25 protein-coding genes, 2 tRNA genes and 1 pseudogene are annotated in these 26,102 nt (G+C 39.9%); 13 read left to right on the forward strand and 15 right to left on the reverse strand.

Going from position 1 to position 26,102, the window contains the following annotated elements:
• Positions 1-140 precede the first annotated feature (140 nt).
• The gene (locus tag A9239_RS15875; protein WP_048154216.1) at positions 141-1,103 is read left to right on the forward strand and encodes a NosD domain-containing protein; all 963 of its coding nucleotides are present in this window, start codon (positions 141-143) and stop codon (positions 1,101-1,103) included.
• A gap of 239 nt (positions 1,104-1,342) precedes the next feature.
• On the opposite strand, the pseudogene A9239_RS20675 reads toward A9239_RS15875, so the two are convergent.
• Both A9239_RS20675 and A9239_RS15880 read right to left on the reverse strand, forming a co-directional pair.
• Positions 1,343-1,725 (reverse strand): annotated as a pseudogene (locus tag A9239_RS20675) (RNA-guided endonuclease InsQ/TnpB family protein); the annotation flags it as partial.
• A 32-nt stretch (positions 1,726-1,757) separates the two neighbouring features.
• Complete coding sequence (locus tag A9239_RS15880) at positions 1,758-2,273, reverse strand: hypothetical protein (protein WP_048154213.1); 516 nt, start codon at positions 2,271-2,273, stop codon at positions 1,758-1,760.
• A 98-nt stretch (positions 2,274-2,371) separates the two neighbouring features.
• On the opposite strand from A9239_RS15880, the gene A9239_RS20680 reads away from it, so the two are divergent.
• Positions 2,372-2,506 carry a hypothetical protein gene (locus tag A9239_RS20680; RefSeq protein WP_255361966.1) on the forward strand — a complete coding sequence of 45 codons (135 nt, stop codon included), beginning with the start codon at positions 2,372-2,374 and terminating at the stop codon, positions 2,504-2,506.
• A 355-nt stretch (positions 2,507-2,861) separates the two neighbouring features.
• Here the strand turns inward: A9239_RS20680 and A9239_RS15885 are convergent, their stop codons facing one another.
• Entirely contained in the window at positions 2,862-3,293 is a 432-nt protein-coding gene (locus tag A9239_RS15885) for a DUF190 domain-containing protein (RefSeq protein WP_230628831.1), read from the reverse strand.
• A gap of 629 nt (positions 3,294-3,922) precedes the next feature.
• On the opposite strand from A9239_RS15885, the gene A9239_RS15890 reads away from it, so the two are divergent.
• Complete coding sequence (locus tag A9239_RS15890) at positions 3,923-4,645, forward strand: hypothetical protein (protein WP_230668998.1); 723 nt, start codon at positions 3,923-3,925, stop codon at positions 4,643-4,645.
• A gap of 135 nt (positions 4,646-4,780) precedes the next feature.
• Here A9239_RS15890 and A9239_RS15895 read toward each other — a convergent pair whose 3' ends face one another.
• The 11 genes from A9239_RS15895 to hisG all read right to left on the reverse strand — a co-directional run bounded on the left by A9239_RS15895 (position 4,781) and on the right by hisG (position 14,966).
• Positions 4,781-6,148 carry a hypothetical protein gene (locus A9239_RS15895; RefSeq protein WP_048154209.1) on the reverse strand — a complete coding sequence of 456 codons (1,368 nt, stop codon included), beginning with the start codon at positions 6,146-6,148 and terminating at the stop codon, positions 4,781-4,783.
• Between the two features lie 531 nt (positions 6,149-6,679).
• Positions 6,680-7,588: a Rossmann-like domain-containing protein gene (locus A9239_RS15900; RefSeq protein ID WP_080943656.1), complete on the reverse strand. Its 909-nt coding sequence runs from the start codon at positions 7,586-7,588 to the stop codon at positions 6,680-6,682.
• 40 nt (positions 7,589-7,628) lie between these two features.
• Positions 7,629-8,420 carry a nicotinate-nucleotide pyrophosphorylase gene (locus A9239_RS15905; protein WP_048154205.1) on the reverse strand — a complete coding sequence of 264 codons (792 nt, stop codon included), beginning with the start codon at positions 8,418-8,420 and terminating at the stop codon, positions 7,629-7,631.
• Positions 8,421-8,661: 241 nt separating this feature from the next.
• Positions 8,662-9,723, reverse strand: a complete 1,062-nt coding sequence (locus A9239_RS15910) for an ATP-binding cassette domain-containing protein (RefSeq protein ID WP_048154202.1) — start codon at positions 9,721-9,723, stop codon at positions 8,662-8,664.
• Positions 9,720-10,526 (reverse strand): ABC transporter permease, encoded by an 807-nt coding sequence (locus A9239_RS15915; protein ID WP_203225586.1) that lies wholly within the window; start codon positions 10,524-10,526, stop codon positions 9,720-9,722. Before A9239_RS15915 ends, A9239_RS15910 begins: the two co-directional genes overlap by 4 nt.
• Entirely contained in the window at positions 10,514-11,332 is an 819-nt protein-coding gene (modA, locus tag A9239_RS15920; RefSeq protein WP_048154199.1) for a molybdate ABC transporter substrate-binding protein, read from the reverse strand. The genes A9239_RS15915 and modA overlap by 13 nt, the downstream gene beginning before the upstream one ends.
• Positions 11,333-11,492: 160 nt before the next feature.
• Positions 11,493-12,134: an NAD(P)H-dependent oxidoreductase gene (locus A9239_RS15925; protein WP_048154196.1), complete on the reverse strand. Its 642-nt coding sequence runs from the start codon at positions 12,132-12,134 to the stop codon at positions 11,493-11,495.
• A 252-nt stretch (positions 12,135-12,386) separates the two neighbouring features.
• Positions 12,387-12,533 carry a hypothetical protein gene (locus A9239_RS19750; RefSeq protein WP_155396508.1) on the reverse strand — a complete coding sequence of 49 codons (147 nt, stop codon included), beginning with the start codon at positions 12,531-12,533 and terminating at the stop codon, positions 12,387-12,389.
• Complete coding sequence (gene hisB, locus A9239_RS15930; RefSeq protein ID WP_048120456.1) at positions 12,530-13,105, reverse strand: imidazoleglycerol-phosphate dehydratase HisB; 576 nt, start codon at positions 13,103-13,105, stop codon at positions 12,530-12,532. The genes A9239_RS19750 and hisB overlap by 4 nt, the downstream gene beginning before the upstream one ends.
• Positions 13,106-13,242: 137 nt before the next feature.
• Positions 13,243-13,980, reverse strand: a complete 738-nt coding sequence (hisA, locus tag A9239_RS15935) for a 1-(5-phosphoribosyl)-5-[(5-phosphoribosylamino)methylideneamino]imidazole-4-carboxamide isomerase (protein WP_048154193.1) — start codon at positions 13,978-13,980, stop codon at positions 13,243-13,245.
• Positions 13,981-14,096: 116 nt separating this feature from the next.
• A complete protein-coding gene (gene hisG / locus A9239_RS15940) occupies positions 14,097-14,966 on the reverse strand; it encodes an ATP phosphoribosyltransferase (RefSeq protein WP_048120460.1) in 870 nt (289 codons plus the stop codon).
• 470 nt (positions 14,967-15,436) lie between these two features.
• Between hisG and A9239_RS15945 the strand changes: the two genes are divergently transcribed.
• The 3 genes from A9239_RS15945 to A9239_RS15955 all read left to right on the forward strand — a co-directional run bounded on the left by A9239_RS15945 (position 15,437) and on the right by A9239_RS15955 (position 17,362).
• The gene (locus A9239_RS15945; protein ID WP_048154190.1) at positions 15,437-16,633 is read left to right on the forward strand and encodes a methionine adenosyltransferase; all 1,197 of its coding nucleotides are present in this window, start codon (positions 15,437-15,439) and stop codon (positions 16,631-16,633) included.
• A gap of 427 nt (positions 16,634-17,060) precedes the next feature.
• Positions 17,061-17,176: transfer RNA gene (locus A9239_RS15950), tRNA-Tyr, on the forward strand.
• A gap of 113 nt (positions 17,177-17,289) precedes the next feature.
• Positions 17,290-17,362, forward strand: a tRNA-Asp gene (locus A9239_RS15955).
• A 246-nt stretch (positions 17,363-17,608) separates the two neighbouring features.
• Here the strand turns inward: A9239_RS15955 and A9239_RS15960 are convergent.
• Positions 17,609-17,806: a hypothetical protein gene (locus tag A9239_RS15960; protein WP_048120469.1), complete on the reverse strand. Its 198-nt coding sequence runs from the start codon at positions 17,804-17,806 to the stop codon at positions 17,609-17,611.
• A 304-nt stretch (positions 17,807-18,110) separates the two neighbouring features.
• On the opposite strand from A9239_RS15960, the gene A9239_RS15965 reads away from it, so the two are divergent.
• From A9239_RS15965 to A9239_RS15995, 7 genes are all read left to right on the forward strand, one after another.
• Positions 18,111-18,743, forward strand: a complete 633-nt coding sequence (locus tag A9239_RS15965; protein WP_048120471.1) for a hypothetical protein — start codon at positions 18,111-18,113, stop codon at positions 18,741-18,743.
• A gap of 38 nt (positions 18,744-18,781) precedes the next feature.
• On the forward strand, positions 18,782-19,951 hold the full coding sequence (locus tag A9239_RS15970; RefSeq protein WP_048120473.1) for a Xaa-Pro peptidase family protein: 1,170 nt from the start codon (positions 18,782-18,784) through the stop codon (positions 19,949-19,951).
• A gap of 359 nt (positions 19,952-20,310) precedes the next feature.
• The gene (gene map, locus A9239_RS15975) at positions 20,311-21,201 is read left to right on the forward strand and encodes a type II methionyl aminopeptidase (protein ID WP_048120475.1); all 891 of its coding nucleotides are present in this window, start codon (positions 20,311-20,313) and stop codon (positions 21,199-21,201) included.
• A 170-nt stretch (positions 21,202-21,371) separates the two neighbouring features.
• Positions 21,372-22,187, forward strand: coding sequence for a hypothetical protein (locus A9239_RS15980; protein WP_230628838.1), 816 nt, complete (start codon positions 21,372-21,374; stop codon positions 22,185-22,187).
• A 16-nt stretch (positions 22,188-22,203) separates the two neighbouring features.
• On the forward strand, positions 22,204-22,491 hold the full coding sequence (locus tag A9239_RS15985) for a YunC family protein (RefSeq protein WP_048120479.1): 288 nt from the start codon (positions 22,204-22,206) through the stop codon (positions 22,489-22,491).
• 630 nt (positions 22,492-23,121) lie between these two features.
• Positions 23,122-23,277 (forward strand): DUF1328 family protein, encoded by a 156-nt coding sequence (locus A9239_RS15990; protein ID WP_230628840.1) that lies wholly within the window; start codon positions 23,122-23,124, stop codon positions 23,275-23,277.
• Positions 23,278-24,953: 1,676 nt separating this feature from the next.
• Entirely contained in the window at positions 24,954-26,021 is a 1,068-nt protein-coding gene (locus A9239_RS15995; RefSeq protein ID WP_048154188.1) for a TRM11 family methyltransferase, read from the forward strand.
• Positions 26,022-26,102: the final 81 nt, after the last annotated feature.

Consider the following 26,102-nt stretch of genomic DNA (forward strand, 5'->3'; position numbering starts at 1 on the left):
GTTTAAAAATAGAATTGTTTGAGTATTAATTACTTAACGATTAATTAAATTCCGGATAACTAGTTATTTGATAATCAACTAAACAAGCAAATAAACTAAGAAACTTCATCAATACTAGAAAACTTTGTCGGGGTTTTGTTTTGAGGGAAACAAAAAAAATTATGTTGGTGATATTAGCAGTATTGCTTTCACTTCAAGCTATCACTTGCAGTGCTTCTGCTAAATCTATTTATGTAGAGCCTGGAAACTCAATTCAAAAAGCAGTAGATAGTTCTCATTCTGGAGATACAATAATTGTAAAACCGGGAACATACAGTGGAGGCGTTGAGATCTCAACTGCGAATATAACTATAATGTCAAGCAGTCCTTATAAAGCAATAATTAAAGCTAAAGACAATGCCTTCAATATTTATGAAAGTAACGTTATAATAAAAGATTTTGACATAATAGGCCCAGGGAGATCTTCAGGTACTTGTTTTTCGTTTAACCGCAACGAGGATACAAACGGCGCTTTTTACTGCACGGTTCAAAATAATAAGATATCTAACTTTAGTATGGCTGCCGATATTGGTTTTTATATGTACAGTGGAAGCGAGTCTATTCTTAATAATGAGATTTACAACTGCGAAACAGGAGTATATGCCTTTGATCTTATGTTTAAAACCCTGAAAGTCAGTGGAAATAAAATTACAAGCTGTGATAATGGACTATATCTTGTTGATGCTCCATGTACTATTACTAATAATGTTTTTAACAATATAGTAAATGTAAATGCCGATGATGGAGTCGTAAGCATTTTCAACACTGAGAAAACAACTGGAGAAAACATAGTAGGCGGCCATTATATGGGTGGTAACTACTGGGCAACTCCCTCAGGCGATGGCTTCTCACAGACACACTCCGATAACAACGGAGATGGCTTTGCAGACGAACCTTATAAATTGGAAGGTTCTGATTATGTTGATTATTTACCTCTTGTACCGTCGAAAGTCTCGATTGTCAATTTTTCAGACCCTTCTTATAACTTTTCATCGGATCTTTCATCGAACCTTTCATCGAACCTTTCATCGAACCTTTCTTTGAAACTTTCTGCTAAGAAATAATATCTTTGAAAATGCAGTTACTAACAAAAATATGAAAAAAATATTATAATGAACGTGCCAAATTGAAAGTAAATTAGAATATTAAGTTTACGGTAAGAGGATCACGTATTAAAAACAGATTACCAAAGATCCTTCTTACCACTAAGGATTTCCTACCGAGACCCTAGTGCTGCGATCCAAAAATATGTTCATAAATCTTATTTTTGATTTGTCTATTGATTAATGAATTTCTCGGTGAACTCCTTCTCGCTGATAAGTTTAGAAGAGAGTTTGCGCTGGAAATCGTTTATCTGATTGCTAATTTATTCATGGAGCTTGGAGAGGTGCCGCCTTGCCTTCTCTCGATTTTTAGATCCTTTAACTTTTCTACTTACTCTTTTTTGCAGGACTTTCAATCAGGTAAAAGAGTTTTTTAAGTATTGAGGGTTCTCAATTTTTTTTCCTGTAGAAGAACTGCAAAATCTTTGATACCAACATCTATCCCCACTGTAGTAGATTCTAAAAAATCATGTTTTGTAGGTTGTTCTTTCCCATATCATACAAGAATATTAACATAGTATTTTCCAGTACAGATCTTTGATATAATTGCTGTTTTCAGAGTAACTTCAAACCGCCTGTGAAGATAGAGTTAAATTTCTTCGATTTTTTTGTCCCTTATTCTTGTATTTCACCCCACATCTCACGATCCTTTTCATGTTCATACACTATCTCTATCCACTTTTCACGAAGCATACTGATCCAGTTGGGATGTTCAACACCTTCATATTCGAATCCTAAAAACTTGTCTTTCCCAAAATGGCTAAACGAAAGTGAAGCGACCTGTTCAAGTGATAGGTCATCAAGAGGCATTAACCCAAAAATTCCATATGTTGGACGTGTAGCTGGCACAACACCAATTACAGTTTCCTCATTTCTGATGCGGGTCTCCACACCATAGATATCACTACCTGAGCCATCCTGATAAACTGGATTTGATTTAACAAACGTTTTCGTGATTTCCCTGTTGTCTAACCCCTTTTCTGTGACTGTATACTGGACAACTGCATATCCAACCAAAACGCTCTTCGTAACGTACTCAGAAATTCCACCTATGCCCTCAAAGCCAATCTTCATCGGAATAGCATTAACAGCTTCCCTGATTTCATTATACAATTGCTCATTCTCTACCATGCTAATCACTCCCCTGAATAAGCGTTAATATTGCCTTTAATTATTATATGGTCTTTTTTATTCATAACCGTGAGTACATACTCTCCATTGGGTTAGTCATGTGGAAAGCAACAGGGCAGAAAATACTAGAGAGCAAGCCAGAAAATGCTAGAGAACAGGCAGAAAACACAGTAGTTTTTCCCGTAAAAATACTGAATTTTTTAGGAGATTCAAACTTTCAGGGCAGTATATAAAAAGTTCAGTAAATTACAAATTACCTTCAGTATGTAGAATCGATGCAACTTTTTAAAAAATATATATTATTAAGTTTACAAGGACTAAAAAATGATTGCAGCTACAGTTGAATCTACGAAATTTCTAGCCCTCGTCAACTCGAGAAAGTAAATATAAGTGATGAGCTCATCCCAAAACCAATTATATCCTCAAAAATTAATAAAGTTTCAGAATTATTTTCCAAATTATTTTCCAAATTATTTTCCAAATTATTTTCCATAATCGGATGCTTGATTAACTATTTAAAATATGGGATTCAGAAAAATAATTTTGAGTTTTGGTCAGCTCAATTCATATTTTATTTTATGAATCCAATCAAACAATTTCTACTTTCTGAATCGTCATAAGCTCATTTCCAACAATCTCTCGCAGTTGAGGAATTAAGGATCTTAGTTTTTCTTCATCGTCAATTACTTCCATAACGACTGGGATGTCATGGCTTAGTTGTAAGACCTTTATGGTATGGATCTTTTTATCTGCTCCATAACCTTCAATTCCTCTGAGAAGAGTGGCACCATTAATACCTGAATCAAGTAAAAATTCGATCACCTTCTCATAAATGGATTCGTCATGAAAAGTTGCATTTTGCCTTAGATATATGCGAAGAAGTGCGGAAGGCATGAAATCACCTGGTGTGCTTAGATAATTAAGTGTAATTTTATAGGTTATACAGTCAGCATGGAAAATTAAAGTTGCGCTGGCGTACCCCGCTGCAAGCAAAGTAGTATGTTCGCGACGCCACTCCAAATGTCCATTTCCACAGCAAGCTAGCGGGGCATTTGACTTAGCAGGGTATTCGACTGAAAAAAATATTTTTAAAATTCTCGTTTTAAGCGAACAAATATAAAATTTAAAAAATTTGAGAATTTGAAAAGTATTTTATGCTCTGACACTATCTTAGTTAAAGAAATAGTGCAGTTGAGCTATGAGACTAGTCGCATAAAAGCTCTGTCTACTGATTTATGTTTCACTTTGCACAAACTCGAAGCTGCTTGATTTTAAGACTAATTTAAGACAATAATAGAAGTTACAATTATTAAGTAACTGATAAGGTCTGATAGAAATGCCCAAAAGAAGGAATATTTGTAAATGGCTAATGCTTATCACTTTTGTTTCTCTTTTTGTATATAGTTCTGCAAGTGCAGATGATAGCGGATTTAACGATTCCAAATTTAATGAGATCCCTGAACCTTCTATAAAGGAATAAGGAATTTGAAAATGATCCCTCGTTCATAGCATACAGAGGAACCTTACCAGAAACAATTGATCAGAAGTGGGAAAACTCAATTGTAGATTGCTGGTTTAATCTTACACAAATAGGGCCGTCATATTCCGAATTTGACAACTCTATAAAAAGCGTTGCCTCCAATAACGAAATGCTGATAATTGAATTGGGCTCTGCCTATAAAGAAGAAGTAAATGACTCCAGAATTGACAAGATCTATCAGAAAATTGAGGATTACTGCGAACAGCAGGAAGGCATAGATGAAATCCCTGTGGTTTTTATGTGGGCACATGATGAGGAGAATCTTCCATTACCGGATTATGGCCCTCAGATTTTCAACGAAGTTAAAAACGAGTCCGGATTCATAACTACTCGGGGAACAATGCCTGTTATTACAGACGCTAATAAAAAAGTGGAATGGGAAGAAACAGCGGGAAATTGTATTCATAGTTTTAGAGATGAACTTGACCATTATATGCCAGAAAATGGTGGACCAGTGGTTGGTTATGGTTATGACTATAGGGGATACATATTTGTGGAGTTTGATAAAAAATCTCCTGAAAACATTAATGAATCAATAATTGATGAAATTTATCAAATAATTGACAACAACTGTAAACAAGAAGGCGTAAGTGAAGTGCCAGTAATTTTTGAATGGGGAGAAGTGCCAACACTAGATGAAGAACTTTTACCAGCAGAGGAGATACCATATGTAAATGAAAGTGATGGCGTCAACTTTTCAAGCAATGAAAAAAAGATTGCTGGTAATAAAACAACTGGTAATAAAACAACCAATCAAATGCCTGGTTTTACTTCAATGATGGCTGTTTTAGGGCTTTTATCACTACTGGTTTTCAAGCGTTCATATAAATAAGCGAGACAATCATTTCCTACCATACAAAGATTCCTTCAAAATATAAGAACAGTAACCGAAGAACTGTGGGAGTTGGATAAGCTCAGAAAAAAGTGTAGCCTTATAAGGCTACAAGAATAGTTTTTTATTCAAGCATTACTGCGAACCTGTCACAGGAGTTAGTTGACCTCCATCAGTCAGGGTGTAAGTTTTGCCTTCAAGCCAGCTGTTTGTGCTGGAATTTGAGTCATAATATATGGTATTTCCATTGTCTTTGAGATTATCCAGTGTGGAATCTTCATCTGCGAAACTTGTCAGGTATGAAGTTCCTGTTACATTCCAGGTACTGGTTGAATCCAGGGTCAGATTCATCGAGCTTGCAGTATTGTTTTCATTGATTGCTCCGGTTAAGGTAGTGTTGTTCTGCAATATGGTTGTGACTGAGCTGATATTATCACAGGTAATATTACCCGTAAGAGTTTCATTTTCTGCCTTAAAGGTCACAACGCCTCCGTTTGATCCTGTATTGCCCCACCTGTCGGCGCTGGCTGTCAGGAGAGTACCCGATGCTGCACTCAAATTAGCATCTTTTAGCTCTATTATAGATTCTGTATTTGTAATATAGAACAGAGGACCTACTGATGCATTGAGTGAGCCGCCGTTCATCGTAAAACTGCTGGTACCTACCTCGGCATCACCTGAGAAACTCTGGTAGAGCATGGCTCCGCATTTTTTCTCGCCTGAAATGGTTACATTCGTTAAAGATATGGAATTCTTTCCTTCTATTACGGCAGCTTCCGATCCTGTAGCTGTAATTATGGAGCCAGAAACTGTAATATTGCCTGTAGAATAAATTCCTGGAGAACCGTCTCCGGCTGTGTTCATAACCCCGCCTGTAACAGTAATATTTCCATTTCCACGGTCCGTTGCAATGGCTGCACAGTGTTGTCCGGCTGTGGTGATATTCACATCCGTACAGGTTATGTTACCTGTCTGGGTTGCATCCACACCACGGGAGCCGGCGGCAGAAGTATTGATCGTAACATTGGACAGAGTTACCGAAGAACCCGATCCCGTAGAAAAGACACCATTGGCGCCATTGGCATTTGTAGTTACCGTACAGTTGGTGAGCTCTATTGCACTTCCTGACTCTGCAAGTACACCAGCATTGAGGCCATAAAAGTCGCTATTATCATTCGAAGATGTGTCTCCTGTTTTTGTCACAGTTGAATTAGAGAGAATGAAAGTACCGCCATTAGTAACTTTGATTCCGTTTTCATCGGTATTAGAGGCAGTAAAAGCCTGGTTTGAGCTGGTTTCAGTTCCTCCGCTCTGTGTGTACGCTTCACTTGCCGTAGAAGTAGTATTAGTAGTATTAGTAGTATTAGTAGTATCGGTGGTTGTATCCGTCGTAGCTTTGCTCGAAGTTTCCGATCCGGACACGCACCCACAAACTGCCAGGGTAACCAGACTGGCCACCAGTACCAGTGTGGCTATGCCTCGAAATTTAAAGTGTATATTCATTTTATCTCCTTTATTCAAGCCTATAGTTATGTGCCCGTTAAATTGCCAGAAAAAGAGATAAAAATACTTGTATAATAAAAAGGAAAAAATAGATTTATTTTAAATTTAAAGGCTAATTATATAATTTTCATAGAAATAAAGCTTAATTTTTACATATAAACCTTAATATATTTGTTTTAAAGCTTTATTTTGGAAACTATAGTCAAAAACTTGACTGATTATTCGAAATGTATAGTTCAAAAAAATAATTTTGAGTTTCAGGATAAGTTCAACACCCGAGTTTCGCCTGGAGACCACAGAAAATAGGAAGTTTCCCGGAGTTGTACTGCAAATACAACAGCACAAAATCCTTTTGTTACTTCGCTCAAGCAGAATTATTTTTGATTTATTGGTTTTTTCTAAACGCTACCTTTTCCCCGCAGCACTTATGAAGTTTTTTCGTACCCCCTGCTTCGCTGCCCGAGTTCCGCTTCGGGAGCACGGTGTCTGTTTCGCTACGCTTTGCTTCGCTCAAGCAGAATTATTTTTGATTTATTGGTTTTTTCTAAACGCTACCTTTTCCCCGCAGCACTTATGAAGTTTTTTCGTACCCCCTGCTTCGCTGACAATGGTAAGCATAGTCATAGGGTCAAAGATTCGGGTTCCCATTACTGCAGTAATTCCTCTCTCAAAAAACGGAGCAGGGTAAAGAGGAGAGCTTGGGCCTAGCAGGACAACTTCCCTTGCTGCGCCACCCAGGGACAGTAGTTCGTCAAAAGTCCTGTTAGCGAGAGTACTTGCACTGAGAATAACTACATCCGATGCAGGGAGAACTTCTCTGGCTTTTTCAGAGGGCAGAATCAGGGTTTTCGGAGATTCGATTTCACGCTTTTCAAGGATCGTGAGGTTCTCGGTTATTTTTAGGATTTTAGGTACAAGGGGACCAAAATATCCTACCATTGCAACCCTGTCTTCGGGTTTTATGAGGTCAAGGATATCCACGTTTGATGTCGGGAAGTTTTCAGATTTGGTATCCCACAACATGTGAGAAAGAGCATTTGCAGTTGCAACTCCGACCGCAGCTTCAAGAGGATTTTTGGATAGGGCAAGTTCAAGCACTTTATCCGCAGTTTTACCTTTCAGAGAGCCCGCAAACCCGAGAGCAGGGCAGCCTGAAAACTCGTAAAGCGGGGTGCAGGCAACGCCTCCATAATTTTCGGAAAGCAGGACTCCTATATAGGCGAGCCCTATCCTTACATCCTTTACTTCTATGTCCTTAAGAGCAGAGCCCAGATCATTTTTGAGAGCATTCACCAGGGTGGGCAGAATTTCAGTTTCTTCTTTTTTTCCTTCCCCTTTATTTATTTCCACTGGTTTTTCTTTACCTTTCAGTCCATTTTTGTATATTTTTTCTTCATATTCCGGGAATTTTCTTTTTTCTGAGGATTCTGTTTCTGACATGCTGCCACCTTTTTACCTTTTTATCTCTTATAATCTCTTTTTAAATTCTTTCGATTTTAGTGGTGAAGTCAAGTGGATTTGCGTAATAGGGAGCGCTTATAACGATAATATCTACAAAAGGAGCGTATTCAGGAATCATGGGCCCTTTGATTCCTCCCACTGCAAGTTCAAGCTTTGGATTTAGTTTCTTAAGTTCGGGTCCGAGTTTCCGCAGTTCTTCCGGAGAAATGTGGTCAAGGAGCATAATATCCGACATCCCTGCATATTTGAACGCTTCTTCTCTCGTTCTGGGCTCGATTTCTATCTTTTTAATGGCCCTGAGTTTTCCCAGTTCGCCTGCAACTTCCAGGTGATTCTGGCTGATCTGAATGGAATCACTGAGGGAGTTTCTATGGATATCTCCTCCACCTGCCCGGACAGCTTTAATCTCAAATATCCGCGATCCTGGGTGGGTCTTACGGCTTGTTGCGATAATAATGTCAGGGTTTGCCTTTCGGCCCGCATTAACAAGAGAAGATGTTTTCGTGGCAATTGCACACATGATGGTGAGGAAAGTCTGGGAAACCCTCCAGTACCTGAACAGGAGTTTAAGATCTCCTTCGGCTTCAAAAATTGCATCCCCGGGATTGAAAGTATCTCCGTCTCGAAGGTAATTCAGGGTCTTCATGTTTTTTCTTTCATAATACTCTGCCAAGTCGCCGGCGCAGGCACATACACCGTTTTCTCTTGAAACAATCCTCATTTTTCCCCTGCCCTCAAGCCTGAGCAGTTCTGCGCTTTCATCCTGATAAGGACAGTCTTCATAAAAATACAGCTCAAAAAGGTCTATCATATTTTACCTCAAAGATTTTCTTTATAAATTCCTTGCTTTTATGTTTCAATTTTCTTTGCTGACGGTTTTTCGCATCGATCTAGTATCAATTTCTTTGCTACCAGCGTATTTTCACTTTATTTCTGGTTCTGTTAATCTTGATCCCAATATGCGTTAGTTCATTTCGACTTCAAATTTTCCTTAAGAATTAAATTTTCCTTGAGAATTCTCCTGTGAATTATCTGGTAAATTTCCTGTGAATTCACCTTATTATCCTGGCATTTGAAGCTTTGAACACCGCATGCATTTCCCTGCCTGGTTCGAGCCCGAGCATTTCACATGAAGTAGGCGTAACCACGGCTTTAATTTCTGCATGTCCCATCTCCATCTCGACCACGACAAGATGTTCTTTTTTGAAAACTCCTGAAACTTTTCCTTTCAAAGTGTTTCGGGCCGAACTTTCCATAACCCCTCTGGCAAGAATAATCTCTTCCGGACGAATAGAGACAGCGACCTTTTCTCCGGGTTCGGCAGGGTCTGATGAATAGATTTCCAGTCCTTCGGCTTCAATCACTGTGAGTTTTCCTTCGAGAGCCTTTACCTTTCCCTTAAGCACGTTGGTGCCCAGAAACTCGGCCACGAAATCAGGAGAAGGTTGCCTGAAAACCGACTCAGGGTCTCCGGACTGCATAACTTTCCCTTTCCTTAATACGACCACGCGGTTCGCCAGAGCCCAGACATCTTCAAAATCGTGGGTCACATGCAAAACAGTAGTACTGTACTCACTGATCGCTTTTTTCAGCATCTTCCTGAGCTTTTCTTTTGTTCTTACGTCAAGGGCGCTGAAGGGTTCGTCCAAAAGGAGCAGTTTTGGTCTGACTATAAGGCTCCTTGCAATGGCTGCCCTTTGCTTCTCTCCTCCACTCAGGGTAGCCGGTTTTCTGTATAGCAGCTCACCGATCCCCAGGACTCCGGCAATCTGCTTTACTTCGGCTTCGATCTGCTTTTTGTCTCTGAGTTTTTTTCGAATTGCGTATGCTATATTTTCGAAAACGTTCATGTGGGGAAAAAGCATGTGATCCTGATACACTAGACTTATCTGCCTCATATTCGGAGGAAGATCGGTAATATCTTTTCCTTCAAGAATAATCCTGCCCTTTTCAGGTCCATAAAACCCTATTATGGTCTCAAGGAGAAGGGACTTCCCACTGCCAGTAGGGCCTATCAGAGTAAGGTAATCTCCTTTTTCGGCTTTGAGCTCTATCCTGTCGAGTTCAAAACCCCCAACATCAAGGCAGAGGTCCCTGACTTCAAGAAAACTCACAGCCTCCCTCCCTCAAACCTTTCAAAGCTGAGGATTGCAAGAAAAGCAATTCCCATGAGCAAAATTCCACTTGTGATTGCCATTTCCAGATTTCCATAGGAAATGTTCAGGTAGAGGGTCACAGGCAGAACTTCGGTATACATATATGATCCCCCTGCCAGCACCAGCACTGCTCCAAAAGCCCCTATACAGCGGGCAAAGGTTATCACTCCTGAAGCAAAAAGCCCACTCTTTGCCATTGGAAGAGTCACGTGCCTGAAGGTTTCGAATTCCCCGTACCCAAAGCTCCTTGAAACCAGTTCGTATCTTGGGTTGATGTCTTCAAAGGTGGAGTAGATTATCCTTACAGCATAGGGAAAAGCTACAAAAAACTGGGCAATTATTATCCCGAGCTTGCTGAAGGTTACCTTTATCCCCACAGCTTCAAGCACAGGCCCGAGAAAACTCTGCCCGAAAAGAAGCAGGAGAGCAAGGCCCATTACCAGTTCTGGAAATGCCATCGGGAGCCCGAGTATGGTTTTTATAATGCTTTTTCCTGGAAAGGAGAAACGCGAAAGTGCATAAGCTGTCGGAATTGAACAGCACATTACAGAAAATGTTGAGATTGAAGAGGTCAGCACGGAAAGCTTCATTGAATAAAGCATTTCTTCCGAAAGCAGGGCTGAAAAGATTTCTGATGGACTAAGGACGAAGAGCAAGGTTCCTATAGATAAGAAAAGCAAAAAAGTGAAGAAAAGGGCAATGCCCACTGTGAATTTCTTGAACCAGGAATATTTCATACCCGGATATTTTAAGAACTGCATGGCTCAAAGCCCCATTTTTCCCAGATGGCCTTCGCTTCATCTCCTGCAATGTAAGTGTTAAATGCTTCTGCCAGTTTAGGGTCTTCTGCATATGTGGAAACTGCTGTGGGTATGGTCTGTATTTTATTCTGTTTTTCAGGGATAGGGATTACTTTGATTTTTCCACTGGCTTCACTCCAGTTTGCCATATCTTCCCAGATAATTGCCGCATCCGCATCTCCAGACGTGAGGTAAATAAGGAGCTGGTTTACTGTTGCCGTCTTGACAATTGTGTTATTCTGTACTTCAGGAAGGATTCCTGCCTTTGTACAGATCTTTTCCGCTACCCTGCCTATTGCAGGCCCATTCGGGTCTCCAAGAGCCAGCTTTACTCCGGGTTTTGCCAGGTCTTCGAGTTTGCTTATGTTTGCAGGATTTCCCGCAGGTACTGCAATAACCGGGATATGTCGGGTCAGGTTTTCCACGCTGTCATTTAAAACATAATTTCTTTCCATAGCCTGTTCAGTGTAGTGATAGTCTCCGGGAATGAAGACGTCGCACTCCTTAGAGGTCAGAAATCCGAAGATTTCGGCACTTCCTCCATAACGAACCTCAATATCTGCTCCGGTTTCGTTTTCAAAATTTCCAATCAATTCATTCATGGGCTTTATAAGTCCTGCTCCGGAACAAACAGTAAGCTTCTGTCCCTCAAATTCATTTCCCGAATTATTAGAAGCAGGAGTTGGAGACATTTTTTCAGTACACCCGGAGCCAGCCAGGAACACTGCCAACACCATGATAATTATGAACGCGCATGCCTTTTTCATTCAAAACCCTCAAATAGAATTCAGATGATATGTCTGAATATGCATAACGAATATAATTAATTATAAAAACATCCTATATGAATATAATTGGGAAGTAGTAAAAAATCCGATGGCTCTCCAGCCCGATATTTTAAAAAGTAAAAAAGTGTTTTCTTTTCATTTAAAGGTCAAGTATTCGACGCCTGTATTTTTCTAATTCTTCAGCTCCCCTTTCCCTGGACATGCTGCTCACTTCATAAATGATATAAGATGGAAGCACTTTCATCCCCATATATTCAAAAATACAATGGGTTATTGATTCCAGATGCTTGTTCAGGTCTCCGTGGGCTCCTCCCTCAGAATACATTGCTTTCGGAGCTCCGGTAGTTGCAACAATCATTGCTGATTTTCCTTTAAAGAACCCGGTATCGTAGTCACTATTCATAACCGGGTTGAACCCAAACCCAGGTGCCAGAACACGGTCGATCCATCCTTTCATTATAGCTGGCATGAAAGTGAAATAAATAGGAAACTGGAAAATCAGAAGGTCTGCCCATTTTACTTTTTCCATTTCCTCTTTAATATCAGGCGCAAAAGCCCCTGTTTTAGAAGCCTGGATCGCTTCAAAGAAAGGCTTGAAAACATCTTGCTTTTTTCGTTCAGGAAAATCCGAAGCTTTCAGGACAGGATGAAACTTCATTGCATAAAGGTCCGAGAGCTTTACTTCATGCCCTTTCTCCTGCAGGGCAGCAAGTGCTGTTTCCTTTAAAGCGCCGTTAAAAGACTTCGGTTCCGGGTGTGCATAAACATAAAGAACTTTCATTTCATTCCCCCAAATTATATATTAAATTCATTTTCCGGAATAAAAAAGTAAGGTTGCTTAACTTTTGAGGCGACAGGAAACGAAAAAATACGCACCTGAGCCTGCAGAATCAGATAAGACTCAAACAAATTCCATTATCCTGAGGAAGTACTCGGAAAAAACGGAGCTTGAGTAAATCAATCCATCTTGAGAGAAGAAAAAATCAGTATCTATTGCACTTAATTCATCCCTCTTGAGCGCAACTGTTAACCCTCAATCGTTACGCCGGTTTATCATGCCGACCACCTTGTTGCTTGAGTGCCTGGGTTTTCGGTCAAGCCTTTTTTGAAAAGGGTTGCGGGCAAGCAATTTTTTGAAAAGGGTTGCGGGCAAGTAGTTTTTTGAAAAAGCTGGATTCACAGGGTACCTTTAGTGCTTTTTACCTCTTTACCCTCGATTTTTACAGCACGTTTCATTGCATAGGCAAAAGCCTTGAAAAGAGCTTCGATTTTGTGATGGTCATTATCGCCATAGACACTCGCATGAATGGTAATTTTTGCATTTGAGGCCAGCGTTTCAAAAAAGTGCTTTACAAGCTGGGTACTGAATTGCCCTACCTGGGGAGATGTAAATTCGGCATTCAGGACAAGATAGCTACGCCCGCCTATATCCAGGGCAACCTCGGCAAGAGCTTCATCCATTGGAATTCTGGCCTCCCCAAAACGGGCAATTCCTGCCATATCTCCAAGCGCCTCTGCAAGCACTTTTCCGAGAACTATTCCTGTGTCTTCAACAAGGTGATGCTCATCCACGTACAGGTCACCGTCCGCACGTACTTTAAGGTCAAACTCTGCATGCCTTGCAAAAGAAGTAAGCATATGGTCAAAAAACCCGATCCCTGTGTTAATATCGGCAATCCCAGTGCCGTCAAGGTTCAGTTCAAGTTGGATATCGGTCTCTTTTGTTTTGCGGGACATTCTGCCTGTTCTCATACAGCATCACATTCTCTTTAAATTTATAAATACTTTTTATCCGGCTTCCTGTGAATTCCTTTCTATGTTTTTCCGGAAGATTGAAAAAATGGAATTATGCCTAAGGTCTCTGCCAGGAAGTAAAAATAAGGTTCAGATCACTCATGCTGAATTGTTTCAATCGCTGCTTCAAGCGTGAACCTGCCTGTGTATAGAGCGCTGCCTACCACAACCCCTGATGCTCCGGTTTTCTTCAGGGCCTGAAGATCTTGAAGAGAACTTACTCCTCCAGACGCGATTACAGGAATGCTGACAGATTCCACAAGTTCTTTTGTAGGAACAGGATTTACGCCCTTCATAAGGCCTTCAGTGTCTATATTTGTAAAAAGCAAGCTGCCTGCACCCAGTTCTTCAAATGTTCTTCCCATTTCTACAGGAGTTTGTGAGCATTCTTCAGTCCAACCTTTGATCGAGATTTTCCCATTTTTTGCATCAAGGGCAACGGTCACACTTTCGCCTCCAAAGGCATTTGAGAGCTGTTTTACAAGGGCTGGGTTCTGAAGCGCAGCAGTTCCAAGAATCGCCCTCGAGACTCCCAGTTCAAGCAGAGAAGCTGCATCCTCAAAACTCCGAATGCCTCCTCCAACCTGAATCCGCACCCCTTTTTTCTGGCATGCACTCACTATTTTTTCGATTATAGGAGCGTTTTTACGCTCTCCTTCAATTGCTCCGTCCAGATCTACCAAGTGCAGTGTCTTTGCCCCTTTTCTAACCCAATCAAGGGCAACTTCAACAGGATTGTCAAGGGACACAATCTCACTGCCAGGCACTCCCTGCACAAGCTGAACGCACTTTCCGCCCCTCATATCCACTGCAGGAATTACTTCAAAAACCAAAGTCACATCTCCGACACGTCTTTGAGAAATCTCCTTTTATCTTTGAGAAATCTCCTTCTGTTAAATCTCCTTCTGTTTGTCTTGCCTGAAAAAACCTATTTTTCCGGTTTTTCCTTTCATGGCATTATTCTTTCGATGGGTACGACAAGAATGTCACGCGCACCAACCTTCTTCAGCTTATTTACAATGGTAAAAATCAAGTCTGCATCCACAACAGCGTGAACTGCAAGAATGGATTCTCCGGGCAATTTGCTGGACTCGACCTTCATAACCGTTGGGCCTGACATTCCTGGAAGGACTTCTTTTACTGCCTGGAGAGAAGACTCAGGAACATTCATCATAAGATAACGCCGGTGCTTTGCATTTAGTACGCTTTCCAGTGCAGTTTTTATGTCCAGAATTTTTTCCTTTGTCCTGAGGCTTTCTTTATTTGCAATCAGGTAGACTGTGGAAGAAAAAACGGTATCAATAGGCTTTAAATGATTTATCATCAGAGTGGTTCCAGAGCTTGAGATGTCCACGATTGCATCCGCTATTCCCACATGCGGAGTCATTTCACAGGCTCCACTGACCTTTATAACCTCAACATTAACTCCAAGATTGTTGAAGTACTGGCGTGTAATTTCCGGAAACTCGGTTGCAATCTTTCGGCCTTCAAGATCCTCAGCTTTCTGAAACTCCGAGTCTTCGGGAACAGCCAGAACAAGGCTAGCCTTTCCGAATTTAAGGTCCAGAAGAGTTTCAACCTTTGCTCCTCTTTCCGTAATCAGATCTATGCCTGTAACACCTACGTCTGCAGCTCCATCCTGTACGTACTCAGGAATATCAGCAGCCCTGGCAAAGAGGATATGGATATCCTGATCGGTAGTTTTTGCAAAAAGTTTTCGGCTTTCGGCCCCTCCACTTATCGGGAGCCCTGCATCTTTGAAAATAGAGATTGTGGGTTCGTAAAGGCGCCCTTTATTGGGTATTGCAATGCGAATCATCTGTTATGTCCTCTATAAATAATCTGCCGGGAGGTATTTTCCCGGGTAAGCTCATCAAAGTAAAAACGTTTATCCAGAATACTCTAGTATGATATAGACTTCACGGTAAGATTTCATAGAAGTTTTCCTTTAAGAAAGGCAGGTCCATAGATAAAAAGCCTAATCATTATGAATTAATTTTGACAACCAATCAGTAAACTTCCAGGATTGAAGGTAAAAATCGTTTTTAAAGAAATTATTACTTTCAGTAATTAAGGTAGGGGAAAAATTATATAGTCATAGTAATTAAATAGGAAATGATTTTTGAAGTATATATTAGAAATTATTAATGTCAGAGTAACATAAGAATTAATCACAACAGAGTGCTAAGTATAGCAGACTGATGGTACAACTGACCGAAAAATAGTAAATCAATAACATTTACATTTAATAATAAAAACTATTATCGATTTTGAAAAAAGAGGATCCAAATGGCCCGAAATATCAAAGTGGAGGAGCTCTTCCAAACTCCTATTGAGAAACAGAGGATAGAGCTTGTAGAACGCAAAGGGATAGGGCATCCTGATAGTATATCAGACGGACTTGCCGAAGCCGTAAGTCGCGCACTATGCAGGGAATACATAAGCAAATGTGGAGCCGTACTCCACCATAATACTGACGAAACCCAGATTGTAGCCGGGAGATCCAGCCCAAAGTTCGGGGGCGGAGAAATACTGCAGCCCATATATATTCTACTGGTAGGCAGGGCAACAAAGGAGTTTGAAGGGGTAGATCTTGCTACCGAGTCTGTAGCCCTACAAGCTGCCAGAAGCTATCTTAAGAATACCCTTGTAAACATGGATCTCGAAAGAGATGTCATAATGGACTGCAAACTCGGGACAGGGTCTTCAGACCTGAGAGATGTCTTCAAAAGAGATAGGATTCCGGTTGCAAATGATACCTCATTTGGGGTTGGGCATGCTCCATTTTCCGAGCTTGAAAACCTCGTATATAACACCGAAAGACAACTGCTCACAGACCTTAAGTCGCGCATGCCTGGAATCGGAGAAGATATGAAGGTCATGGGACTCAGGGATGGGGAGGACATAACTCTTACAATATGCAGTGGCATGATTGGAAGATATATCGACGACCTGGACAGTTATATAAATATGACCCAGGAAATGCAGACTTATGTTGAGGAGATGGCAACCAGGTATACTGAGCGCAATGTAAAGGTCTGCATCAACACAGGAGATAACCTGAAAACCGGCTCTGTTTTCCTCACAGTTACAGGCACTTCAGCTGAAATGGGGGACGACGGCTCGGTAGGGCGCGGAAACCGCTGCAATGGGCTGATCACGCCAAACAGGCCTATGAGCATGGAGGCAACCAGTGGGAAGAACCCGATTAACCACATCGGCAAAATCTACAACCTCCTCTCGACCCAGATGGCACGTGATATTGTAAAGCAGGTTCCGGAAGTCCAGGACGTTTACATAAGGCTGCTTTCCCAGATTGGAAAACCAATTGACCAGCCACTTGTAGCAAGTGCGCAGATTATTCCCAAAGAAGGCACTTCTTTTGCAAGGGCCAAAGCCGAAGCCGAAGTTGTCATGGATGACTGGCTTTCCAATGTGACAAAGATTACCGAAATGGTAATTAAAGGAGAATTGAACACTTTTTAAACAAGGAAAACATTATCGAGAAGAACCTTTGGGTTCTTTTCATAATACTTATATTGTAACTATTTTTGACTTTAATGAATTTTTAATGAGAAACTGTTAATATTAAGTAGAGAGTTTATTGTTTTTAATAGTGAAGCTAATCGCTTTTATATTAAATCTGCATATATTTAGGTTGAATTGGGGTATTTTAGAGGAAAACCCAGTTATTTTTTAAAACCGGAGAATAATATCGAATTACGAAAACACTCCTGAGAACTCTTTAGAGTAAGGAGTAAAGTAGGCTATAGAACGAGTTTACAGGCTTAAAATTTTCATAAAAATGTCTCTATAGCCAATATATAGCGTAAAACATATATACCATCACCATATATGAGATGGTGCACTCAAGCAGTGCAACAGTGAAATAAAGTGGAATAATATACATTGTCCCGCCTTAACTCAGTGGTAGAGTGCGCGGCTGTAGTTCGGCTCGTGCGGGTAAAATTACCCGTACATTTCCGCGCAGGCACCGCGATGTCCCCGGTTCGAGTCTGGGAGGCGGGACCTAAAACAATTTCCAGAATCGAAAAGCTTCAACGGGAACATTTATATATTAAAAAAGCGTTTATGTTTTGCTCGCAACGCGAGCGAAAACCAATAGCAAAAGACACTGGAGTGTCCGGATAGTGTAGAGGCCTATCATGGAGCCCTGTCGAGGCTCCGACTCGGGTTCGAATCCCGGTCCGGGCGTTTCCAAATTAAAGCTCGGTTGATACCAATCGAGCAAAAACTTTTTTCAAAAACTTTTTTCAAAAACTTTTTTCAGATACTTTTTAACTTATCACTTTTGAGTAAAGAGTAAAAGTAAAAAATTTATTAGATGCTTTTTAACTCATCGCTTTTGAGTAAAGAGAAAAAGTAAAAACTTTCATTAAGTGTTTTTGAATTCATCACTTCTGAATCTAAGCTCATACTTTATAAAATAATATGTAGTATTCATCGTCTGTGAGGTTTCCGACTTCCTTGCCTCATCCATTCCATACTTTCTTCATATAATCTGTGGTATTCGTCGCCTGTAGGACTTCCGTCTTTCCTCAAGCACATTCGGATAACACTAAACACAACCTGAAGTGCTACCTCACATAAAAAAAGAAAGAAAATTAAGTTTCCAAAGTAAAGTATATCTTCTATCATTTTCTTAATGCTTCCTCTTTTTTCACATAGTCTGTACTCTTACCAGCAAACTGGATAAATAAAAAAGATATAGGTATTCCACATCTAATAGCAGACTTTATTAGGTTCACCTTGATTCTTGCTAGCTCTCTTTTTCCTTAACAGATATATTATTTAACAGATATATTATAAACTTATCTGAATTTATATAAATTCTCAAATTATACGAACAGTATTTAAAGTAAACGTAACAGCTAAAAAAATTGAATTATTAATTACTGCGAAAAAAGGTAGAGTTGGAAAGATAGAGTTGGAAGAATGAAAGATGGAAGTTGAATCTGTTGTATCTGACGATTCCCAGGAAGAACTGGACAGCATACAGGAAAAGTTAGAAGATACCAGAGAAAAAATGGAGTTTGAAACCCTCTCTTTTATTGAAGCTACCAAAAAATTCACCTCCGAATGGATTCAAAGAGAAATTGAAATAGCAGTGCAATCTCCGGAAAACGCAGTTTTTCCTGAGAACTTAAAATTTCATAACAACAAGGCCGGGAAATCAAAATTAGACCTTAAGGAGCTGTCCCTCAAAATTTCAGATATTGTAGAAACTCATCTTAACCACGGCGATTACTGGATTCATAGAAACGCACTGTTTCAGCCGGATATTTCAAGGGACTACATGGAATTTAAAAAAGAAAAAATTCGAAAGGAACTGACCTCAAGCGTTCGAAGAATCCTTGGCTGCGTTACCGAGATTTTCTGGGAAATCGAGGAAGGAGAACCTGAGAATAAAGCCTGGGTAAACGAGCTGGGAAGAAGAAGATATGCGTGCTTTCTCAGGTTTTCGGATGAAATGACAGCCTCTCTTAACCGTTATTTTGAGATGCTTGAAGAGCTTTTCATTTTAAACTATGAAATAAAAGAAGAAATCTTACGGATGGAAGGAAAGAAGACCTGACAATAAGACCTTTATGCACAAAGCTAGAATTACCCTGCATGACCGAACCAGAGTTCAGTATAAAGAAGGCCCTTGAAGAGGCAGGAACCGATGCCTATCTTATGACAGGGGACCTTCACAATTCAGATATTTATTACGTAACCCGCTTCCTGGCTTCCGACGATTTTGCATACCTGCAAACCGACGAAGGAAAAGAGATACTTTTTATTTCGGATATGGAAAAAGGGAGAGCCGAGATCGAGTCAAGGGTTTCGACAATAAAGACATTGCAGGACCTGGGCTACAGAGAGAAGATGAAGGAGAAAAAAGATTCATCTATTGCCTATGCAGCCTGCATATCCGAGCTGCTTGCAGGAGAAGGGATTAAGAAAGTCGCAGTGCCTTACGATTTCCCGATATTCGAATCAAACTTCCTCACAGAAGCGGGCTTTTCCGTAGTCCCAATAAAAAGCCCGTTCCGAAAAATCAGGAGCTTGAAAAGTCCGGAAGAAATTGAATCCATAAAGTACGCCCAGATGGCCGGAGAAAAAGCTATGGAAGCTGCAATAGCCTTGATATCAGGAGCAGAAGAAAGGGATGGCTTCCTCTATCACGCAGGAGAGGTACTAACAGGAGCTAAAGTACTTTCGGTTATAGATCATACCCTTCTTGATTATGGGTGCGAAGCCGAGGAGACAATAGTTTCATGCGGCAAGGATACGGCAAACCCTCATGGAACTACGGACGGACCTCTGAGAGCAAATGCCCCAGTTATCTTGGATATTTTTCCGCGGAGCAAAACGAAACGCTATTTTGCGGATATGACGCGCACAGTCTTGCACGGAAAAGCTTCGGAAGAGCTTAAAAAGATGTACGAAACTGTACTTGCAGCCCAGAAAAAAGGCTTTGAAATGGTTAAGCCCGGAGTAAAGGCATCCGATGTGCATAACGCTGTCTGCGATTTCTTTGAGGCACACGGTTATGATACCTACCGAAGTGGTGCAAAGGTAGGGTTTATTCACTCAACAGGACATGGAGTAGGGCTTGACATACATGAACTCCCAGGAGTCGGAGAAAACGGGACCTTACTTGAGGCAGGCAATGTAATCACTCTTGAGCCTGGCCTGTATTATCCTGAAATTGGAGGAATACGAATAGAAGATATGGTCCTGGTCACTGAAAATGGATATCAGAACTTTACAGGGCTGGAAAAGAGATTTGTAGTATAAAAGATTTACAATTGAAAGGATTTGTTATATTTTTATATTTTAATAACAATATATAACTTGCTCAAATCGAAGATAGTCTGTTAAAATGAAAGATTATCCGTTTGAATCAAAAAATATCTATTAAAATCTAAAAATATCTGTTAAAATCTAAAAAATATCTGTTAAAATCAAAAATGATCCATTTGAATTGAAAAGCATCGATTCAAATCGAGAATTAAAGATTTACATAAGAAACACACTCAGGAAAACTGTCAAAGTTTCAGTACTTTCCAGTAAAATTTTAATAAATTACCATGAGTTCTAATAAGAGTCCAATAAGATTTCGATAAGATTTCAATAAACCATTTAAAAGGGGTAATATGACCGATAATGTGCACAATAAGCAAGATATCCTTGAGAAATACAGGGAAGCAGGCAAGATCCTGAAAACTGTCAGAACCGAAGCCGTAGAAATGGTCAAGGTAGGGAATAGTCTGCTTCAAGTTGCAGATTTTATTGAAAACCGGACTATAGAGCTGGGAGGCAGGCCTGCTTTTCCCTGCAATATTTCAAGGAATCAAGAGGCTGCACATGCAACCCCAAAGATCGGAGATACTGACGTTTTTGGAAAGGATATGGTTAAGCTGGACCTCGGGGTCCATGTGGACGGATATGTTGCAGACTCGGCTGTAACTGTTGACTTATCCGGAAACTCCGACATCAAGAAAGCCGCCGAAGAAGCTCTCGCCGCAGCCATTGAACTTGCAAAGCCAGGAGTTTCTACAGGAGAATTAGGAGCTTCAATTGAGGACAGCATTCGCAGTAACGGACTAAACCCGATAATAAACCTGACAGGCCACGGGCTTTCTCAGTACGAAGCCCACGATGATCCTTCTGTTCCTAACCGACATGTGGAAGGAGGAGCAATTTTAAAAGAAGGAGATGTGCTTGCAATCGAGCCCTTTGCAACGGATGGAGTCGGTACTGTCCATGATGGGAACTGGGCCGAGATATACAGCCTTATAAGGAAAAAACCGGTCCGTTTGCCTGCAGTCCGGAATGTCCTGAAACAGGTTGAAGAATATAGGGAATTGCCTTTTGCAAAACGCTGGCTCAAATCCGACAAACTGGATTTCGTATTACTCCAGCTCGAAAAAACAGGAATTATTCGCCCTTATCCTGTACTTCTCGAAAGTTCAGGAGGGCTTGTAGCCCAGGCAGAACACACCATAATAGTAACCCAGGATGGCTGCGAAATTACAACAAAGTAAAAACCGAAAGATAAAGAGAAAATGAAGTTGAAAATAAAGAGAAAACTAAATAGAGAATAAATGAAGATAAGTTGAAAATAAAGAGAAAATGAGCCGGGACTAAAAGATGAAGAATGTAAAGGTTAGCAAAAAGTCAGAAAACTAAAAAACTAAAAAATGAGTTGAGCGCCTTGAAAGCATACAATCTTTTTTTAACCGGTTTTCTGATAATAACCCTTTTTATACCTGCCTTTCTGGCAGAGCCCTGTAACGCTGCCTTTGTACCCAGCAATAACATCACGCTGGAAAGGGGCGGAATGACCTGGGAATATCAAGAACAAATTACAGGCAATGAATCTATTGTCTTCAGGAGCTTCATAGACCTGGAAGCAGGAGACAGTGATAGATTTGTTAATGCATGGGAAATCCTGAAAGCAGAATCCATTCTCAGAGACAAAATGGAAGAATCTGTAAAAACCAAACCTGATGTGAAACTCAATGGTACTTCGGAGCCAGTCAAATTAACAGATGTTGACTTTTTACTCTCAAAAGAAGCTCTGGGCGAGATTGAAAAAACCTCATCAATTACTAATTCTGCGACTGTAAACTATACTTTCGACAAACCGATCGGCCAGGAAGCGAATATCTGGCTTATGGGCACTCCGACCTCAAATGTCACAATCAATCTGCCTGCAGGCTTTGATGTCGAAAAGACAGATGGACTGGATAATGAAAGTAAGGAATCCGAAAACAACTATACAGTTCTTAAAGGCAATTTCAGCCAGGAAAAAAATATAACTCTCTGGATTTCTGAAAATGAAACCTATAAAGCCGAGATGCAGGAAAGAAAAAGAATCATTGAGCAGAACGCAGAAAACAAAACCAATGCAACCGTAAATAAAACCAGAGCTGCCGGAAAAGCCGTAAAAGCCAGTAAATCCTCTGGATTTTTCAAAGACATCTTTATATGGTTTTATCAGGTAATCCAAAAAGTTAATCTGGTTTAAAGCGGTTCTGAAAAATATGCTTATTGAACAGATTCAGCTTGAAAAAGGGTGTGCTCTTGGCCTCCGCTTTGAGATGCAAAAATACCCTCTTCTGGTTATAAGGGCAGAGAAAGGCTTCCTGATGTGCGGATACCTGAATGTAAATGCTGCAGAGGCACTTGGAGACACGGCAGCGAAGATTAAAGGCGTACAGAGTTTTGAAGACATGCTCAAAGCCCAGGTCGTTGAAGTAACCCAGTTCGCCAGGGAAATCGGGGTCGAACCCGGAATGACTGGCAGGGAAGCTCTGGAAAGGATGTTATGAGGAAAGAGATCTTTAAAGTTCTGTTGCAAAAAACATCATATAGAAGTAAAAATCTAGTTGAAAGCAAACAACATAAAAAGACAGAATTCCTAAAATAACATTCAGATTAGACAGCTATTCTAAATAACTTATTTATAAAATTGATTTCAACAAGAACACATCGATTTAAAGCAACAGCCGATCCTTTTTTTATCATATACATAATTTCAATTTCCTTTAAAGTTTTGGTCATGCAGTGTTATATGGTTGATATTGCCATGATTAAATATTCAGTATAACAAATACTTGTATTTTTGTGCAAGGAGCGCAAGTCAGCTCCAATTGCACGAGGTTCGGAACAAAAAAGGCCTAGGAACAAAAAGGGCCTGAAAACTACTTTATGAGTATTTGGGAATAATATCAACCAGATAATAGAGAACGATCCTTATTTTTACCACTCAAAATACAATATTAAAAAAAGTTTAAATTAATTCTGTAAATTCAAAGTCAAATTTTTGTATACTGAACAAAATTTAGTTCTCTTGCGAGGGGATTTTCAAACCACAAACTTGATAATATTTATAATTTTACAGAAAAAGTGGCACACTGCCATTTAAATATTAGTCAAATTACTATCGGGAAGGATATATAGTGGATTTGATAGAACTTGCTGTACTTTTCCTAATACTAGCACTGATTGAATATGCACTGGGCGCACGGGAAATCGCCGGTTTCTGTATGGAGATTGCAAAGTGGATTATTATAATCTTTTTGATACTTGCAATCCTCATATTCTTCTTCAGATGACGGCAACCTCTAGCAAAGTAAGTGTTAAGTTAGGTAATGACTAGACAACTTCCCTAAAATTATACATATTCTGTTATCATAATTCCATATTATTGGTCATCGGTTAAGAAATTCTCATACCTGAAAGCTATCGATTTTGCGTAAGAAGTCGGCTTTAAATTTTGGCCTGTTTACATGAAATTGATTCTCTGTTCCATCTCATAATTTATTAAAATATTTGACAAATGTTGTGGAAATGGAGACGATTCGTCACGATTTTTCACTTAGCCAAAGACACATGAGAAGCAATTAGGTATTATGACTTTCAACGCATCAGTTTGTGCTTAAGAGCCTTTGTTTTCTTTCTTCTGCTGTGTTCATATCCTATCAAGAAAACGCCCAAAATCCAAGATGATGCCAATAATCGACCATCATGTAGAGATGTAAAATCTAATGTTCCGAAGATAAGACATAAAACCCCACAAAGAAAAATTAACCGTATATTGACTTCAATAAAAATCACCCATATCATTACTTAGATTACATGTTTTAACCTTTTTACAGTAATCTCAAAACATAGTAATCAGAATGCAGATCAGCACCGTATAAGCAGGTGGCACTTAAAAAAATATTTAATATTTAGTAACGTATAAAGCAGCATGAACAATGAAACTGCAATGTATGGCTCTAGTGCTGCCGGAAAAATGTCTTATAGTCATACTGTAACATTATATGGGCTACCTGTTATATACATTGTAATTGGCGCCTTAGTAATATTAGTTATTTTATATTTATCTTGTAGGGTGAAAAGAAAGGATTGCCAACATTTTATGAAAAAATCGAGTTACCTGAAATTGTTTATTGCTTTCTTTGTCCCGTTGTTCTTTTATAATATGTATAATATGTATAACAGTTTTTGGCATTACAATATTTATAACAAATCATGGGATAATAATTTCTGGTTTACTGACCCTATTTCTATTATTATAACTACAAGCACTCTATCGTTAATGGAATCTATCATCCCATATTTATTCATAACTCTGAGTATACTTATAATAAAGTGTTATCGTAAATCGTCTTAAGATGATCTTAAAGATTCATTGCAAAAATATCAGAATAAGCATGTAAGAGCCTATTCGAAAAGTCAGCAACAAATGTTGAAAAGTTACAAAAAGTTTATAGTATGAGTTTATCCGTTCAGTTTTTCATATTTCTATTTTAAAAGTTCTAAAAAGAAGTCACTTTTCGGATTTTGCCACATTAGATATGACTCTACCCTGAATCTTCAACGGCTGATCTTCACGCATATCACAGGAAAAACGATATGCATACTGTAATCTTGCTCCAATTATCCAAAGCGTAGTCACAGATAAAAGCGATCAGAATAGGGTAAGGTGTATTAACGCATCAAACCAAGAGCACGACTGGAGTAGATTAGATAGTAATAATATTGTATAGTAGTAATAATAGTGTGATTGTTAATTTTTTATATATAAACTGACCAGACTTTTAAAACTCTCTTGCATTCTCGAATATGCCTTGAGATTTCACAGAATAATAATTACAACCAAACCCATCAGTTACTTTTAACAACTACTTTCACGTTTCACGCACGGAGTTTTATATCTATTCCGCACCGTCATGGTACGAATATCATTTCGAGTTTATAATTATCAACCTATTCCGGATCACCAATGTTATACGCTTTTGAACTTTCTGGAGAACATGAAGAACTGCCCGCCGCCGAAGTATTTGCCTGTCTCAAAATAGAGGGACTTGATTTCCGACCCCATACTATTCTTGACCAGTGCCTTGTGGTGGAAATAACTGGTAAAGAAGAGGATGTGGAAAAAATCCTTCGAGGCCCGATAACTGACAGGCTGGCAATGACCCACCATATCCTGAAAGTTGTTGGGATTACCGAAAATACTCCGGATGCAATCCTTAAACTTGCAGAAGCCTCTGATTCCTCAGGCTACATAAAGGAAGGACAAAGTTTTGTAGTCAGAGCAAAGCGAATCAAACACCATGTAGATTTTTCGGGCGAGTTTCTGGAACAGAAAGTAGGAGGATGCATTTACAGGAAAGGCTTTCGGGCAAATCTGAAAAATCCGGAAGTGGAATTCAGGGTGATCCTGAGTGAAAAAGCTGTGTTCGGAACTCTCCTGTCCTCTATCGACAGAAGTGCATATGAAGCCAGAAATCCCCAGAATAAACCTTTTTTCCATCCTGGGGTCCTTATGCCAAGAGTTGCACGCGCCCTCGCAAACCTCTCTGGAATAAAGCCAGGAGAACTCTTTCTGGACCCCTTTTGCGGCACTGCAGGAATTCTTATTGAAGCCGGGCTTATGGGAGCAAGGGTTATAGGAGTCGATGCCCAGGAAAAACTTGTTGAGGGAGCCCGCATGAACCTTGAAGCCTTTAAACTGGATTATGCCCTGATGGAAGGAGATGCCTGCAGGGTTCCATTAAAGGAAGAAACGATAAATGCAGTCGTAACTGACCCACCCTACGGCAGATCGGCAGCAATTGTTGCCGAGTCCCTGGAAGAACTTTATTCCTGTGCTCTTAGTGAGATTGAGCGTGTCCTTAAGCCTGAAGGCATTGCAGTTGTAGTTTCGGATAAAGCTGCAGCGGAATACGGAGAAAAGGCAGGGCTTAAGGTTCTTAAGATTTACTCCCAGAGAGTACATCGAAGCCTTACCCGGACAATAACTGTTTTTCAGAAAGAAGTGAAAAATGAGAATGGCAAACGGGAATGAAGAATGAAAATGAGAAGCGGGAATGAAGAATCAAAGCAAAGGTAAAATCAAAAGTAAAGTCCAAAAGTAAAATCAAAAGTA

This window comes from Methanosarcina sp. A14 (assembly GCF_001729375.1).
Classification (GTDB): Archaea; Halobacteriota; Methanosarcinia; order Methanosarcinales; family Methanosarcinaceae; genus Methanosarcina; species Methanosarcina barkeri.

What these genes read in the sequence shown, in the direction of transcription:
- A9239_RS15905 (WP_048154205.1), bottom strand. Translation starts at nt 8,420, where the DNA reads ATGATAGACCTTTTTGAGCTGTATTTTTATGAAGACTGTCCTTATCAG.
- map (WP_048120475.1), top strand. Translation starts at nt 20,311, where the DNA reads ATGACCGATAATGTGCACAATAAGCAAGATATCCTTGAGAAATACAGG.
- hisB (WP_048120456.1), bottom strand. Translation starts at nt 13,105, where the DNA reads ATGAGAACAGGCAGAATGTCCCGCAAAACAAAAGAGACCGATATCCAA.
- A9239_RS20680 (WP_255361966.1), top strand. Translation starts at nt 2,372, where the DNA reads ATGTGGAAAGCAACAGGGCAGAAAATACTAGAGAGCAAGCCAGAAAAT.
- A9239_RS15890 (WP_230668998.1), top strand. Translation starts at nt 3,923, where the DNA reads ATGCTGATAATTGAATTGGGCTCTGCCTATAAAGAAGAAGTAAATGAC.
- A9239_RS15895 (WP_048154209.1), bottom strand. Translation starts at nt 6,148, where the DNA reads ATGAATATACACTTTAAATTTCGAGGCATAGCCACACTGGTACTGGTG.
- A9239_RS15995 (WP_048154188.1), top strand. Translation starts at nt 24,954, where the DNA reads ATGTTATACGCTTTTGAACTTTCTGGAGAACATGAAGAACTGCCCGCC.
- A9239_RS15965 (WP_048120471.1), top strand. Translation starts at nt 18,111, where the DNA reads ATGGAAGTTGAATCTGTTGTATCTGACGATTCCCAGGAAGAACTGGAC.
- A9239_RS15960 (WP_048120469.1), bottom strand. Translation starts at nt 17,806, where the DNA reads ATGATAGAAGATATACTTTACTTTGGAAACTTAATTTTCTTTCTTTTT.
- A9239_RS15900 (WP_080943656.1), bottom strand. Translation starts at nt 7,588, where the DNA reads ATGTCAGAAACAGAATCCTCAGAAAAAAGAAAATTCCCGGAATATGAA.
- A9239_RS15945 (WP_048154190.1), top strand. Translation starts at nt 15,437, where the DNA reads ATGGCCCGAAATATCAAAGTGGAGGAGCTCTTCCAAACTCCTATTGAG.
- A9239_RS15915 (WP_203225586.1), bottom strand. Translation starts at nt 10,526, where the DNA reads ATGCAGTTCTTAAAATATCCGGGTATGAAATATTCCTGGTTCAAGAAA.
- A9239_RS15880 (WP_048154213.1), bottom strand. Translation starts at nt 2,273, where the DNA reads ATGGTAGAGAATGAGCAATTGTATAATGAAATCAGGGAAGCTGTTAAT.
- A9239_RS15970 (WP_048120473.1), top strand. Translation starts at nt 18,782, where the DNA reads ATGACCGAACCAGAGTTCAGTATAAAGAAGGCCCTTGAAGAGGCAGGA.
- A9239_RS15925 (WP_048154196.1), bottom strand. Translation starts at nt 12,134, where the DNA reads ATGAAAGTTCTTTATGTTTATGCACACCCGGAACCGAAGTCTTTTAAC.
- modA (WP_048154199.1), bottom strand. Translation starts at nt 11,332, where the DNA reads ATGAAAAAGGCATGCGCGTTCATAATTATCATGGTGTTGGCAGTGTTC.
- A9239_RS15985 (WP_048120479.1), top strand. Translation starts at nt 22,204, where the DNA reads ATGCTTATTGAACAGATTCAGCTTGAAAAAGGGTGTGCTCTTGGCCTC.
- hisG (WP_048120460.1), bottom strand. Translation starts at nt 14,966, where the DNA reads ATGATTCGCATTGCAATACCCAATAAAGGGCGCCTTTACGAACCCACA.